Source organism: Kocuria sp. CPCC 205261 (genome assembly GCF_040981025.1).
Taxonomy (GTDB): Bacteria; Actinomycetota; Actinomycetes; order Actinomycetales; family Micrococcaceae; genus Kocuria; species Kocuria marina.
In genome coordinates this window covers 40,566-54,462 of record NZ_JAVKPU010000009.1, presented here as the reverse complement: position 1 = coordinate 54,462, position 13,897 = coordinate 40,566, and the positions used below count along the sequence as shown (strand labels likewise).

General features: G+C 69.8%; 11 protein-coding genes and 1 pseudogene. 1 reads left to right on the top strand and 11 read right to left on the bottom strand.

Annotated features, from left to right (window positions below):
• Position 1: 1 nt before the first annotated feature.
• The 11 genes from RF646_RS09850 to RF646_RS09800 form a co-directional block, all read right to left on the bottom strand.
• Positions 2 to 1,381 (bottom strand): MFS transporter, encoded by a 1,380-nt coding sequence (locus tag RF646_RS09850; protein ID WP_368835865.1) that lies wholly within the window; start codon positions 1,379 to 1,381, stop codon positions 2 to 4.
• Positions 1,382 to 1,501: 120 nt separating this feature from the next.
• Positions 1,502 to 2,821: a deoxyguanosinetriphosphate triphosphohydrolase gene (locus RF646_RS09845; RefSeq protein ID WP_368835918.1), complete on the bottom strand. Its 1,320-nt coding sequence runs from the start codon at positions 2,819 to 2,821 to the stop codon at positions 1,502 to 1,504.
• A gap of 5 nt (positions 2,822 to 2,826) precedes the next feature.
• Complete coding sequence (dusB, locus tag RF646_RS09840; RefSeq protein WP_064846741.1) at positions 2,827 to 4,011, bottom strand: tRNA dihydrouridine synthase DusB; 1,185 nt, start codon at positions 4,009 to 4,011, stop codon at positions 2,827 to 2,829.
• Positions 3,992 to 4,843 carry a hypothetical protein gene (locus tag RF646_RS09835; RefSeq protein WP_368835864.1) on the bottom strand — a complete coding sequence of 284 codons (852 nt, stop codon included), beginning with the start codon at positions 4,841 to 4,843 and terminating at the stop codon, positions 3,992 to 3,994. The genes dusB and RF646_RS09835 overlap by 20 nt, the downstream gene beginning before the upstream one ends.
• A gap of 83 nt (positions 4,844 to 4,926) precedes the next feature.
• Positions 4,927 to 6,288, bottom strand: coding sequence for a galactokinase (locus RF646_RS09830; protein WP_368835863.1), 1,362 nt, complete (start codon positions 6,286 to 6,288; stop codon positions 4,927 to 4,929).
• Positions 6,289 to 6,348: 60 nt separating this feature from the next.
• Positions 6,349 to 7,761 carry a sugar porter family MFS transporter gene (locus tag RF646_RS09825; protein WP_167318691.1) on the bottom strand — a complete coding sequence of 471 codons (1,413 nt, stop codon included), beginning with the start codon at positions 7,759 to 7,761 and terminating at the stop codon, positions 6,349 to 6,351.
• Between the two features lie 239 nt (positions 7,762 to 8,000).
• Positions 8,001 to 8,285 (bottom strand): glycosyltransferase, encoded by a 285-nt coding sequence (locus RF646_RS09820; RefSeq protein WP_368835862.1) that lies wholly within the window; start codon positions 8,283 to 8,285, stop codon positions 8,001 to 8,003.
• A 274-nt stretch (positions 8,286 to 8,559) separates the two neighbouring features.
• Positions 8,560 to 8,868, bottom strand: a complete 309-nt coding sequence (locus tag RF646_RS09815) for a hypothetical protein (protein ID WP_368835861.1) — start codon at positions 8,866 to 8,868, stop codon at positions 8,560 to 8,562.
• A 40-nt stretch (positions 8,869 to 8,908) separates the two neighbouring features.
• Complete coding sequence (locus RF646_RS09810; protein ID WP_368835860.1) at positions 8,909 to 9,886, bottom strand: GNAT family N-acetyltransferase; 978 nt, start codon at positions 9,884 to 9,886, stop codon at positions 8,909 to 8,911.
• A gap of 7 nt (positions 9,887 to 9,893) precedes the next feature.
• Positions 9,894 to 11,276, bottom strand: coding sequence for a glycine--tRNA ligase (locus RF646_RS09805; protein WP_368835859.1), 1,383 nt, complete (start codon positions 11,274 to 11,276; stop codon positions 9,894 to 9,896).
• 310 nt (positions 11,277 to 11,586) lie between these two features.
• Entirely contained in the window at positions 11,587 to 12,783 is a 1,197-nt protein-coding gene (locus tag RF646_RS09800; RefSeq protein WP_368835858.1) for an acyl-CoA dehydrogenase family protein, read from the bottom strand.
• 104 nt (positions 12,784 to 12,887) lie between these two features.
• Between RF646_RS09800 and RF646_RS09795 the strand changes: the two are divergent.
• Positions 12,888 to 13,877: pseudogene (locus RF646_RS09795) on the top strand (AMP-binding protein).
• The last annotated feature ends 20 nt before the right edge of the window (positions 13,878 to 13,897 follow it).

The window sequence follows — 13,897 nt, the reverse complement described above, 5'->3', positions numbered from 1 at the left end:
GTCAGCGAGCCGCCGGGGCGTCGTCGTTCCCGCCGACCACCATGCGGCGGTCCGGGGCACCCACGGTCTTGGAGCCGACCATAGCCAGGCTGCCCAGGGCACCGACCGCGGCGAACGCGAAGAAGCCCCACGGGTACGCGAGCCCGGCACCCAGCAGCGTGCCGCCCACGATGGGACCGCTGATCGCGCCGAGACGCCCCACCCCGGCGGACATGCCCAGGGCGGTCGCGCGCACGCGCGGCGGGTGGTTGGTCGCGGTGAACGCGTACACGAGCACCTGGGAAGAGAACACGAAGCACCCGGTCAGGAACACCATGACGTAGATCCCGGCCACGGGCAGCCGGATCGCGAGGGCCGCGAGCAGCACGGCCGAGGCCGCGAACCACATGATGCTCGCGATGCGGGGGGTAATCCGGTCCGCCACGCGGCCACCGATCCACAGCCCCACCACGGCGCCCACGTTGAGGATGAGCAGGAAGCCCAGCGCGTTGCCGAGGTCGTAGTCCGCGGCGCGCATGATCTGCGGCAACCACGTGTTGAGCCCGTACACGAGCAGCAGACCCATGAAGGACGCGATCCAGATCACCACTGAGTTGCGCGCGTACGTGCCGCTCAACAGTAGGGCCGCGCCCTTCTTCTCGGCCACCACCTGGGCCGACGGCGCTGCGGCACCGCGCGCGCCCGAGGCCGCGGGGGCGGCGTCGCCGATCTCCAAAGGCACGTTGTAGTGCGCGGCCACCCGGCGGGCATCCTCGAGGCGGCCCTTGGACGCGAGGTAGGACGGGGACTCGGGCAGGAACACGAGCATGAGCGGTACGAGGATCAGGGCGGGCAGCGCGCCCACGATGAACATGGTGTGCCACGTGAAGTGGGACAGCACCCAGATCGCAAGCGCTGCGGTGAGCACGGCACCCACGTGGTAGCCGGTCATCATGACCGTGGTGGCGTTGGAGCCGCGGCCGGGGCGGGAGAACTCGGTGACCATGGAGATGCCGGTGGGCAGGCAACCGCCCAGGCCCAGGCCCGCGAGGAAGCGCAGGATGCCGAACCACAGGACGGTCGGGGTGAACGCGGCGGCGAACGTGAGCACCGAGAATACGATCACGGCGCCGATGAGCATCTTGCGCCGGCCCCAGCGGTCCGTGAGGTAGCCCATGCCCAGGGCGCCGACCATCATGCCGAACAGACCGGCGGTCGCGACCGCGGTGGCCTCACCGGTGGTCATCCCCCACGCCTGGTCCGCGAGCAGGGCGGGCATGACGGCGCCGAGCACCACGGCGTCGAAACCGTCGAGCAGCACCGCGATCCAACACAGCGGAGCCACCCAGGCGGCGGATTCCAGGACGAGCCCACGCGATGGGGCGGCGGTTTCGGAACTCACGGGATCACTTCCGGTCGTGGGGAGGGAACACGGTGATCTTAGTCTCACGCGGACGTGACGCACCCGATTTTCCCGATCAACGGGACGCGATGTGGGGCACAGAATTGATGCCGCCGGACCTCACCAGAGCGGCTTGTCCCCCGTGCGCCAGTTGGTGCCCCGGATCCGGTCGTGCAGCGCGACCGCGGAGCGGTCCGTGAGGCACGCGATCTGATCGACCACGAGCCGCAACCGGGCGGCTTCACTGCCGGGGCCGTCCCCCAGGGCACGCCAGTCCGCGGCGAACTCGGGGGCCAGGAACCGCCCGTCCGTCTGCATCAGGGCGTCCACGAGGATCGTGAGGATCTCGTGCTGGTTGTCGTAGAGGGGCAGGGCGTCCCGCACGGTCATCACGAACGCGGTCGCGATGCCCTTGAGCACCCCGATCTCCAGCTCCGTCTCGCGCGGGACCACGAGGGACGCCCGGTACCGGGTGAGCCGGTCGTCCCCGGCCACGTCCCGGGTGGCCGCGACCGCGGACATCGCGAACCGGCCGATCAACTGGCTCGTCATGTTCTTCAGTCGTGCCAGATCCGCGCGTGTCCCGTGCAGACGGGGAATCCACACGGATGAGGACTCGAGCCGGGACAGCGCGGCGTCGAGCTCGTCCTCCGTGGCCGCGGGCAGGTACCAGCTGCGGGTGCACTCGATGACCCGGTGGCGGTGCGCGGGTTGCGTGAGGTTCTCGAGCTGCAGGGCGTGGGCCGCGACCGCGTCCTCGACGTCGTGGACGCTGTAGGAAATGTCATCCGCGAGATCCATGACCTGGGCCTCGATGCACTTGCGTCCGGGCACCGCGCCCGCGCGGAACCACTCGAACACAGGCAGGTCGTCCTCGTAGACTCCGAACTTGCGGTTGGGGCGCCCGTCCGGCCGGGGCGGGGCGTCCGCCGCGCTCCACGGGTACTTGCACGTGGCGTCGAGTGTCGCGCGGGTAAGGTTGAGCCCCGCGGGCTCCCCCGACGGCGCGATGATCTTGGGCTCGAGCCGCACGAGCAGGCGCAGGGTCTGGGCATTACCCTCGAAGCCCCCGATCCCGCGGGTCAGCTGCGCGAGCGCCGTCTCACCGTTGTGCCCGAACGGCGGGTGACCGAGGTCGTGGGACAGGCACGCGGCGTCCACGACGTCCGGATCGCACCCGAGCGACTTGCCCAGCTCGCGCCCGATCTGGGCGACCTCGAGCGAATGGGTTAGCCGGTTGCGCACGAAGTCGTCCGACTGCGGCGAGACCACCTGGGTCTTGGCCGCGAGCCTTCGCAGCGCGGAACTGTGCAGCACGCGCGCGCGGTCCCGCTCGAAGTGGCTGCGATGGCGGTTGTGGTGGTTCTCGACGACGAACCGCTCGGTGTCGGTGGGCTCGTAGTCCGGGGGCAGGATCGCCAGACGGTCGGGGGTGTGCAGTGGGATCAGCCTCCCGAGACGTCGAGCTCGGCGGCCGCGAGACCCAGCCGTTCGGCGTCGCCCAGGATGCGGGAGTCGAGCCAGCCGTCCGGCAGGTGGGGCTTCTTGGGCGAGCCCGCCCGGCCCCGAGGCCCTTCGACGTCCGCGCCCGGGTAGGGGGCATCCAGGTCGAGTTCGTCGAGCAGTTCGCGCAGCGCGGCGAGTGTGGGCACCTGCGCCATGCGGGCGCGTAACTGCCCGCCCACCGGGTACCCCTTGAAGTACCAGGACACGTGCTTGCGGATCTCGCGGCAGCCCTTGAGTTCGTCCCCGAACTCCTGGGTGAGCAGCTCGGCGTGGCGGTACACGGTCTCCGCGACCTTGCGCACACCCGGCCGGTAGCGGCGCGGGCTGCCCTCGAAGGCTGCCTGCAGGTCCCCGAACAGCCACGGCCGGCCCTGACAGCCCCGACCCACGACGACGCCGTCCACGCCCGTGTGCTCGACCATGCGCACCGCGTCCTCCGCGGAGAAGATGTCCCCGTTGCCCAGCACGGGGATGTCCGGGAGGGCCTCGCGCAGCCGCGCGATCGCATCCCAGTCGGCGTGGCCCGAATAGTGTTGTTCGAGGGTGCGCCCGTGCAGGGCCACCGCGGCGATCCCCTCATCGCGGGCCATGCGCCCGGCATCCAGGAAGGTCTGGTGTTCGCCGTCGATGCCGATGCGCATCTTGACGGTCACGGGGATCTCCCCGGCCTCGCGCACCGCCGTGCGGATGATCGCGCGGAACAGGTCGGTCTTCCACGGCAGGGCGGAACCACCACCGCGCTTGGTGACCTTGGGCACGGGGCACCCGAAGTTGAGGTCGATGTGGTCCGCGCGATCCTCCTGCGCGACCATCCGCACGGCCTTGCCCACGTTCACGGCGTCCACACCGTAGATCTGGATGGATCTCGGGGTCTCGTGGGGGTCGTGGTCGATGATCCGCAGGGACTCGGGGCGGCGTTCCACGAGTGCCCGCGCCGTGACCATCTCGGTCACGTATAGTCCCCCGCCGTACTCCCGACACAGGGTGCGGAAGGACTTGTTCGTGACCCCGGCCATCGGCGCCAGGACCACGGGTACGTCCACGGTCAGCCGGCCCAGCTGTAGGGGTTTCAAGTTCAACACGGCCGGTTCACGGTCCGCGGTCTCAGTCGTCTCGGTGCTCATCGTGGGCCATTGTCTCATTCGTCCGCTGCCCGGCGTCGCGGTCGGTGCGCGCGGACGCGTCCACCTGCTCGAGTCGCATCGCGAGCTTGAACGCGCGCACCTGCTCCTCCCTGCGACCCAGGGTCTTGTACACCGCGCCCAGGTCCCGCAGGCACTGCACCCACTCGCGGGTGTGGGCCTCCGGCTCGGGCAGCGCGGGGTAGAGGTTGCTTGCGGTGTGGAGGGCGTGGGCAACGTCGTTCCAGGCCATCATCCCCTCGGCGAGCGCCGCGAGCCCTTTCCAGCACATGATCTGCCCGGCCACGTCCCCGCGCGCTTCGCAGCCCGCGAGCACGGTCTCGTAGTGCTCGGCCGCGAGTTTGCGCCGCCCGGCCGCTTGCGCCGCGGTGGCCAGGTGGGACACCCAGCGCAGGTCCTCCCGCGTGACGAAGCCCGCACCGTCCCCGGCGGGTCGCGCAGGATCCACCCCCGCCGCCGCGGCCCCCTCCTGGAACTCGCGGTATGCGTCCCACGGGCGCCCGGCCAGCAGCAGCACGTCCCCGAGGTTCTCGAGGCACTGCACCCGCGCTCCCAGGGATCGCGCCGACCGTGGCGCGCGCTTGTACTGCGTCGCGGCCAGTCGGTAGTAGTGTTCCGCGTCCGCCCAGTCGCCGGCGTCCCGCGCGAGATTCCCCAACCACGACGCCGCCTGGCCCGCTTCCAGCCACGCCTCCCCGAGTCGCGCCGCGCGCAGGGCCGCCTCGTAGTGATCGCGTGCCGTGGCGGTGTCCCCGGACGACGACGCCGCCCGGCCCCGTTGCAGCCTGCGCGCCACCCTGGCCCGTGCGAACATGCGCCCTCCTCCTGTGCTCCTACCGCGTGATTCTTCCAGCACCGATCATTGCCCCGTGCAACCGATGCCGCAGGGGCGCGGGGTCAGAGGACCCTGCGGGCGGCGTCGGACGGGGTGAGCGTGAGGAACAGCGGATCGGGGAACCCGTTCTCCCCGAACCGGTGCTGCACCGCGCTCGCGAGTCGCTCCACGTGGGTCTCGGGAACCAAGGCGATCACCGAGCCCCCGAAACCGCCGCCCACGACCTTGGCGCCCACGGCCCCGGCGGCCAGGCAGCCCTCGACCGCCGTATCCAGTTCCGGGACCGTGACCTGGCAGTCGTCCCGCATGGACTCGTGGCCCGCCACGAGCAGCCGCCCCACGGCCGCCCAGTCCGGGTCCGCCTCACGCAGGAGTCGGGCGATCTTCTCCGAGCGCACCATCTCGGTCACGGAATGACGCAGGCGCAACCGGGTCCCTCGGGGGTCCTCGGTCAACGGAGCGCCCGCCCCGAGCAGGTGGTCGAAGCGCTGGAGGACCGCCGCGGCGTCGTCGAACCCCGGATCCTCGGGCAGTGCGTCGCGCAACCGGGAGACCCCGAGCACCGCGGCAGCGGCCTCGCACTCGGCGCGGCGGGAACTGTACTGACCGTCGGCCAGTTTGTGCGGGGCGCACGTGTCCACGGCGAGCCACGTGAGACCCGCGAGCGCGGGATCGGCGGGCAGACGGGCGACGTCGAAATCGCGGCAGTCCAGCGCGAGCAACTGCCCGGCGTGCGAGCGCAGGGACGCCGTCTGGTCCAGGCCGCCGGTGTTGGCGCCCACGATGTAGTTCTCCGCGTCCATGCAGGCTCGGGCCAGGGCGCGGCGCAGGGTGTCGTCCGGGTGGTCGTCGCCCGTGCGCAGCGAGAACAGGGCGAGCGCGACCGAGCACTCGAGCGCCGCGGAGGAGGCGAGCCCCGCGCCGATGGGCACGGTCGAGTCCACGAGCAGGTCCGCGCCGAAGTCCGCACCGAGCGCGAGTTCGGGCACGGCCTCGTGCTCGGAGTGCCCCACGGCCACGCGGTTCATCCCCCACGCCACGCCCGCGGCGTAGCCGAACCAGCCGTGGATGGCTCCGGGTTGGACGTCACTCACCCGGGCCGCGCGCGGCTCACGGTCCGCGACGGAGGCGTCCGCGTCCTGGAGGGACTGCGCGTGCAGCAGCCCGTCCGTGCGGGGTGCGGCGGCGGTCAACGTCACATACTGGTGGGCGAAGGGCAGGCACATCCCGCCCGAGTAGTCGATGTACTCGCCCATGAGATTTGCGCGGCCGGGCGCGGCCCACACCCCTGCGGGCGGGCGGGCGTAGACCTCCTCGAACTTCGTGCTCAACCGCTGCGCCCGCTCACGCACGTCCGGTTGCGCGACCCAGCGCGGGCGCGCGAAGTCTTCCGGGGTGGTGGTTTCGCTGAGCTCACAGGACACGGACGGTTCCTCACATGGTGTGGACGGGGCGTCGTAGGACGACTGACGAACCATTGTCCCCTACCCGGCGCGGAAGTAGCGCTCCAGCTCCTCGAGGGACTTGTCCTTGGTCTCCGGGGCCACGCAGTACACCCACACGATCGCGACGAGCTGGAGCACCACGAAGATCATGATCGTGTACCCCACGCCCAGCGCGTCCGTGAGCACGGGGAACGTGAGCCCCACCAGGAACGTCATCATCCACAGGATCCATGCGCACACACCCATGCCCACGCCGCGCACGTTGAGCGGGAAGATCTCGGACATGTACAACCACGTCACGGTGCCGATGCAGCACTGCATGAACCCCACGAACACCACGATGCACGCGAGGATCACCCACGCGCGCGCCGGACTGCCCTCGGGGATCGTCAGGTAGGACACCGCGAAGCCCGTCAACGACGTTGCCGTCCCCACCAACCCGGTCAGCAACAGTGTCCGGCGGCCCACGTGCTTGAGCAGGTACATGGCCAGGGCAACAGCCACGACCCCCATGATCCCGGGGATGATGTTGGCGTAGAACGCCCCGTTGCCCCCGAAGCCCACGTCTTGCAGCACCGTGACGCCGTAGTACTGGATCGCGTTGATCCCCGAGATCTGGTTGATCACGGCCATGGACGCGCCCAGCACGAAGATTCGTCTGATCCACGGGACGCGGACCAGATCCGTGATCCGGGCCGCGGGGCGGTGCTCGTCCTCGTGGGCAAGTTCCAGGACGGTCTCACCCTCGCGCCGGTCGTAGGAGTCCTCGCGGATGCGGCGCAACACCTGGAACATCTTCTCCACCGCTCCGTGGCGGGCCAGCCAGCGGGGGGACTCCGGCACCACGATCATCCCGATCCACAGCACGAGCGCGGGGACGGTCGCGAGCACGAGCATGACGCGCCACACGTGCGGGAGGTGCCCGAACGCCGTCGCCAACCCCGCGTTGAACACGAAGGCGAGCGCCTGGCCGCCCACGATCATCAGCTCGTTCTGAGCGACCACGCGACCGCGCAGGTGCGAGGGGGCGAGTTCGGCGAGGAACACGGGCACGATCACGGAACACGCGCCCACGGCCAGCCCCAGCAGGCAGCGGAACATCACGAGCACCGCGACGGTGGGTGCGATCGAACACCCGATCGTGGCGACCACGAAGACCACAGCCAGTATCATCAGCACCCGGCGGCGGCCGTAGCGGTCGGCGAGCTTGCCGCCGAACGCCGCGCCCCACGCCCCGCCGAACGGCAGGATCGAGGCCACGAGACCCTCCAGGAACGGCGTCAACCGCAGATCCGCCACGATGGACGGCAGCGCTCCGTTGATCACCCCGGTGTCGTAACCGAACAGCAATCCGCCGAACGTGGCCACCGTGGCGATCAGCCGCAACCGGCCGTTCATCTCCTGGCGTCGCGGTGGCTCCGTGCGCGACGGACTCGCCTGGGTCTCGGGCATGGGACTCCTTTCCTCCGTGAACGTCTTACCACGAACGACGCATTGCGGGGCCCGCGAGGCTGCTCGGCGCCGACCCGCTCGACGTCCTGTCGTCAGGTCAGTCCTCGGTGCCCGCGATCCTGGCCGCGGGCTCCACCGCCGTGGCGCTCGCGAGCGTGGCCGCGTGGCTCGTGACGGCCGTGCTGTCCCGGCACGAGCAGCACGCGGAGGCCTCGTAGACCGAGACCGGACGGCGGCGGTCAGTTCGCACCGCGGCCCGAACGGATCCCGTGATCGTGGAGCTCGTCCCGCAACGCGCGCCACATCCTGTCATACGTGAACCGCTCGGTGACCACGGCCCTACCCGCCTCCGCGAGCGCCTCCCGCTCGGCCGGGTGGCGCAGCAAGCGGTCCACGGTGTGTCGCCAACCCTCGGGGTCACCGACCGCCACGGGTGCCGCGAACCCCGCGCTGAGGTATTCGCTCAGGGCTTCGGTCGCGGTGAAGGCCACGGCTGCCCCGCCGGCCGCGGCCTCGAGTGCCACCGTTTGCCCGGTGAGGTACGCGAGCTCCCGCGTGGGAACGGCCGTGATCGGACCTGGCGGCGAGGACGTCGACGGCCCGCTGCGTCCCGTCGTCGGTGAACAGTTCCGGTGCGCAGCCGAACGGGATAGCGGCCGCCTGATCGGCCCGGAACCCTGCATCCACGAGGATGTCGATCTGGTTCCGGCTCAGCGTGAGGATCAGATCCACCGCCGAGAACCGGCGGACGAGCGCGCGTCTGCGATGGGGATCCGCTCGTCGGATCCATTCCATGAGCTAGCACGAAATCATCACCAGGAGTGTGCCTGCGTACGGCGGCACGTCCCGCCGCTTGAGCTGCGCGGCGAGTGCCGTGACGGGTTCGAGCACCCCCAGGACCAGTTCGGCGTTCCGCACCCCGGGCACGGCCCTGAGGGGCACGTCCACCATAGTGTGGGTCCGATGCTCCACGACGTCCCGCAGTTTCCGGGGTAGCCTGCCGCGCAGGGGTCGGACACCGGTGACCGGGAAACCCGGACCCGGAAACAGGTCGATGCCGTACGGGCACGCCGTGTGGTCACCCGCGTGGAGAACCAGTGTCCTCACCGCACCCGTCCTCCCCCCGCACCGGCTTGGACCGGCGGCCTTACACGCGGTCGTCCACCAGCGTGACCGTTTCCGTGACCACGTGCGCGACCCCGGCCTCCAGCAGGTTGTCCACCACGGCCACGAGCGGGGTCATGGAGTCGTCCACCTCGAGCTCCACGGGGTAGTCCCGGACCAGCAGGGCCAGCAGCGTCTCCACGGCCGCACCCGCCTCACGCGCGGAACCGTCATCGGAAGAGGCGCCCGGCACGTAGCCCAGCAACACGTCCGCGGCCTCGAACCGGGTGGCCCGGTCCTCGGGATCCTGCGGATCGAACGGGCGGTAGCTCACGGCGAACGCGGTGATCGGTGCGGGACCGTCACTCCCCGGAGCGCCCGCGCGCAGCACCAGGGCTCCGAACGCTCCGGCGGTGTCCGAGAGCAACTGCCGGTTCACCGCACCGATCCCGATCTCCGCGACCGGGTCCCATTCGTGGACCGAGCGGTAGAACTCCCACAAGGCGCGTGTTAGTTCCACGGAACCGGTCGCGAGATCTTCCACGGAGCGCACCCACGAGCCGTCCGCGGCCTGTCCGAGCGCGGGTTCGGGCAGGGCACCCGCGGCCACGCGCACCACGCGCGAGCGCATGGCCGGGGTCAGGCCCTCCGCCTTCGCGAAGCTCTCCCCCGCGGAGCCGGGGGTCACGCGGGAGCGCAGCGCCGTGACGCTCGACGGCGCGTCCGCGGCCACTTTCCGCAAGCGCGCCAGGAGCTCCCGGCCGATGCCTTCGCGCTGCCGGTCCGGAGCCACCTCCACGTACGCCCACAACCGGCGCGGGTGCCACGAGGACTCGTAGACCACCCCGGCCGCCACGGGGACGCCGTCGTCGACGGCCACGAGCGTGCGGGAGAACGCGGCGGCGTCGTCGGCACCCAGTCGCGCACGGAAGGCCTGCGCGGGTGCCGACGGCGCGTCCGGCCAGACCTCGAGCAGACGCAGGTCGTCGTCCTCGCGCCACGGACGGTACTCGATGCTCATGCGGTGCCTACTTCTCGAGGTGGTCGGCGAGGTACTGCTGGACGCGGTCCAGACCCACGCGCTCCTGGGTCATCTCGTCGCGCGAGCGCACGGTCACGGCCTGGTCCTCGAGGGTGTCGAAGTCCACGGTGATGCAGAACGGCGTGCCGATCTCGTCCTGGCGGCGGTAGCGGCGGCCGATGGCCCCGGCGTCGTCGTAGTCGATGTTCCAGCGCTTGCGCAGCTCGGCGTCCAGGTTCTGCGCGGCGGGGCGCAGGTCCTCCTTCTTGGACAACGGCAGCACGGCGGCCTTGACCGGAGCGAGGCGCGGGTCCAGGCGCAGCACGGTGCGCTTGTCCACGCCGCCCTTGGTGTTGGGGGCCTCGTCCTCCACGTACGCGTCCACGAGGAACGCCATCATGGAACGGGTCAGCCCGAATGACGGCTCGATCACGTACGGGGTATAACGCTCCCCCGAGGCCTGGTCGAAGTACTGCATCTTGGTGCCGGAGTGTTCGGTGTGGTTGTTCAGGTCGAAGTCCGTGCGGTTGGCCACGCCCATCAGCTCGCCCCACTCGGAGCCCTGGAAACCGAAACGGTACTCGATGTCGATCGTGCCGTCCGAGTAGTGCGCGCGGTCGTCCTCGGGGACGTCGTAGCGGCGCATGTTGTCGGGGTTCACACCCAGGTCCACGAACCAGTTCCAACACGCCTCGACCCACTCGTCGAAGTAGCGCTTCGCCTCGTCCGGGTGGATGAAATACTCGATCTCCATCTGCTCGAACTCCCGCGTGCGGAAGATGAAGTTGCCCGGGGTGATCTCGTTGCGGAACGCCTTGCCGATCTGCCCGATCCCGAACGGGGGCTTCTTGCGCGCCGCGGTGACCACGTTGAGGAAGTTCACGAAGATGCCCTGAGCGGTCTCCGGGCGCAGGTAGTGCTTGCCCTCCTCGTTGTCCACGGGACCCAAGAAGGTCTTCATGAGCCCCGAGAACTGCTGGGGGTCGGTCCACTTGCCGTCCTGGCCCGTCTCGGGGTCCTTGACGTCCGCGAGCCCGTTGACCGGCGGATGCCCGTGCTTGGCCTCGTACGCCTCGAGCAGGTGGTCCGCGCGGTAGCGCTTGTGGGTGTGCAGCGACTCCACGAGCGGGTCTGTGAAGGTCTCCACGTGGCCCGAAGCCTCCCACACCGCGGAGGGCAGGATGATCGAGGAGTCCAGGCCCACCATGTCCGCGCGGCCGCGCACGAAGGTCTGCCACCACTCGCGCTTGATGTTCTCCTTCAGTTCCGCGCCCAGGGGCCCGTAGTCCCACGCGGAGCGCGAACCGCCGTAGATCTCACCCGCCTGGAACACGAAGCCCCGGCGCTTGGCCAGGGAGATGACATTGTCCAGGGTGGATTTGGCAGCCATGCGGTCTCACGTCCGTTTCTCGCCCGACCGCTGGCTGCGGCCGTGCGTGGAGTACTGGGTGGGTCGTTCACGGCGCCGACGACGACGCCGCGGGGCCGCCCACGCGGGACCGGCACCGAAGGGTGCGGGTGCGGTGGGGACGAGAACGCCCGACGGCGCGCGAAGGCGCTGTCACCAGGGTAACGAGGATGCCGAATCCCCGCCTAACCGTGCGGCCCTCGCTCATGAGGGACCGCGCCCGGTCGGTCACGACCCCGGGCGCGGTCGTGCGGGCACGGCTTCCCACTTCTGGTCGTCAGCTCCCGGCCACTCAGACGAACGCGGAAACCCCCGTCAGCGCCCGGGAGACGATGAGCGAGTTGATGTGGTAGCTGCCCTCGTACGTGTAGATGGCCTCGAGGTCCCCCAGGACCTTGGCGATCTCGTAGTCGCTCAGCAGGCCGTTGCCGCCCAGGGCGTCACGCGCCAGTGAGGCCGAGCGCCGGCCGAGCCGGGTCGCGGTGGACTTGGCGAGGGCCGCGTGCATCATGTCCATCTCGTCGCACGTTTGCAGGCGGGTGACTTGCACCATGAGCGCGGAGCTCGCCGCGAGGTTGCCCGCGATCTCCGCCATGGCCTGCTGGACCATCTGGAAGCTCGCGAGAGGCTTGCCGAACTGTTCCCGCCGCAGGGTGTACTCGCGCAGGACGTCCAGGATGGCCTGTTGGGCGCCCACCGCTTGCCACCCGACCCAGGCGCGCGAGTCCTTGAGCAGCATGTTGGCGGCGTCGAAACTCACGGCCCCGGGGAGCAGGGCGTCCGCGGGGACACGCAGGTCCGTGAACGTCACGTCCGCGTTCTGCATGATGCGCAGACCCATCTTGTTGCCGATCTTGGTCGCGGCGTACCCGGGTGTCCCGGTGGGCACGGCGAAACACTTGACCTGACCGTCGGCCGTGTCCCGCGCCCACACGAGGGCCAGTTGGGCCACGGTTCCGGCACCGATCCAACGTTTTCGACCGTTGATGACCCACTCGTCACCCTCGCGGGTGACCGTAGTGGCCAGGCCGCCGGCGATGTCCGAGCCGTGCTCGGGTTCAGTGAGGCAGAACGCCCCGATCGTGGAGAGGTCCGAGAGTCCGGGGAGCCACGTGTCCTGTTGCTGCTGCGACCCCAGTTCCACGAGGGTCCCCACGATCAACTCGTTGTGGATCCCGATCAGCGCGGACAGGGACACGTCCGCCCGGGCGAGCTGCGCATGCACGAGTCCCTGGAATAACAGGGACGAGCCGTCCCGGAACAGGTTGCCCAGGCCGAGCTCGGCGAGCGGGGGCAGCATCTCCAGGGGCAGGTGCTCCCGGTTCCACGGGTCGATCGACTGACGGCGGACGTTGTCCTGCAGGTGCTTCTCGATCCCCGCCAAACGGGTGCGTTCGTCATCGCAGAGCAGCTGCTGGATCTTCAGCAGGTCCACTCCGGGAAGCTCGGACGCGGCACGGGGACGAGAGGAGGTGATGGTGGTGGTCATCCTGGCCCTCGGGTGCTCGGTAATCCAATGGTGATCTTTTCAATTATAGACCGTCCAAGTACATATGTGTGTCACAGATCACATGAATTCGAGGGGGGGCGGTCATGACCGTCACGGACGAGATTCGCGCCGCACGCGACCACCTGGTGTCGCTCCAGCAGGAGTGGGAACGGGCCCGGGAAAAGTTCGTGTGGCCGCGCTTCGATGCTCAACAACCAGGTGGAGCTGTGGGAGTGCATGCTCGCGTGCATCAAGCTGGGGGCGGTGGTGATCCCCTCGACCACCCAGATGGAACCCACCGACCTCACGGCCGGGTGGAACGCGCCGGCGCCTCGCGGGCGGTGGGCGGCGTGGAGGATGCCGCCAAGTTCGCCTCCGGGCCCGGGGACTACGCGGTCGTGTACGTCCCGGGGGTCCGGGCGGGTTCCGAACCGGTCGCCGCCCCCGAGCTTCCCCACCGCACGTGCCTGGACTACCGGGACGCGTACGCGAGCTCGGACGAACTGGAACCGGACTCGCCCACGGGCGGGGACGCTACCCTGCTGCTGTACTTCACGTCCGGGACCACGTCCAAGCCGAAACTCGTGGAGCACACCCACACGTCCTACCCCGTGGGCCACCTCTCCACGATGTACTGGATCGGTCTGGAACCCGGCGACATCGTCTCGGTGGACGAGAACGGGGTGTTCAGCTACATGGGCCGCTCCGACGACGTGTTCAAGTCCAACAACTACAAGATCTCCCCGTTCGAGCTCGAGTCCGTGCTCGTGGAACACCCCGCGGTGCTGGAAGCGGCCATCGTCCCCACCCCGGACGAGCTGCGCCTCGCGGTCCCCAAGGCCTGCGTCACGCTCGCGCCCGGCCGCATGGCCGACGTCGCGACCGCCACGGAGATCCTGGCCTACTGCCGCACCAAGGTCGCACCCTACAAGCGGATCCGTCGGATCGAGTTCCTCGAACTGCCTAAGACCATCTCGGGCAAGATCCGTCGCGTGGAACTGCGCTCGGTGGAGACGCGGCGCTCCAAATCCGGCCGAGCGCCGGAGGGGTACGGGACGGAGTACCGCGAGGAGGATCTGTCCCTGGACCAGTAATGGCCGCCCGGTGACGGCCC

What these genes read in the sequence shown, in the direction of transcription:
- RF646_RS09800 (WP_368835858.1), bottom strand. Translation starts at nt 12,783, where the DNA reads ATGACCACCACCATCACCTCCTCTCGTCCCCGTGCCGCGTCCGAGCTT.
- dusB (WP_064846741.1), bottom strand. Translation starts at nt 4,011, where the DNA reads ATGAGCACCGAGACGACTGAGACCGCGGACCGTGAACCGGCCGTGTTG.
- RF646_RS09835 (WP_368835864.1), bottom strand. Translation starts at nt 4,843, where the DNA reads ATGTTCGCACGGGCCAGGGTGGCGCGCAGGCTGCAACGGGGCCGGGCG.
- RF646_RS09825 (WP_167318691.1), bottom strand. Translation starts at nt 7,761, where the DNA reads ATGCCCGAGACCCAGGCGAGTCCGTCGCGCACGGAGCCACCGCGACGC.
- RF646_RS09810 (WP_368835860.1), bottom strand. Translation starts at nt 9,886, where the DNA reads ATGAGCATCGAGTACCGTCCGTGGCGCGAGGACGACGACCTGCGTCTG.
- RF646_RS09805 (WP_368835859.1), bottom strand. Translation starts at nt 11,276, where the DNA reads ATGGCTGCCAAATCCACCCTGGACAATGTCATCTCCCTGGCCAAGCGC.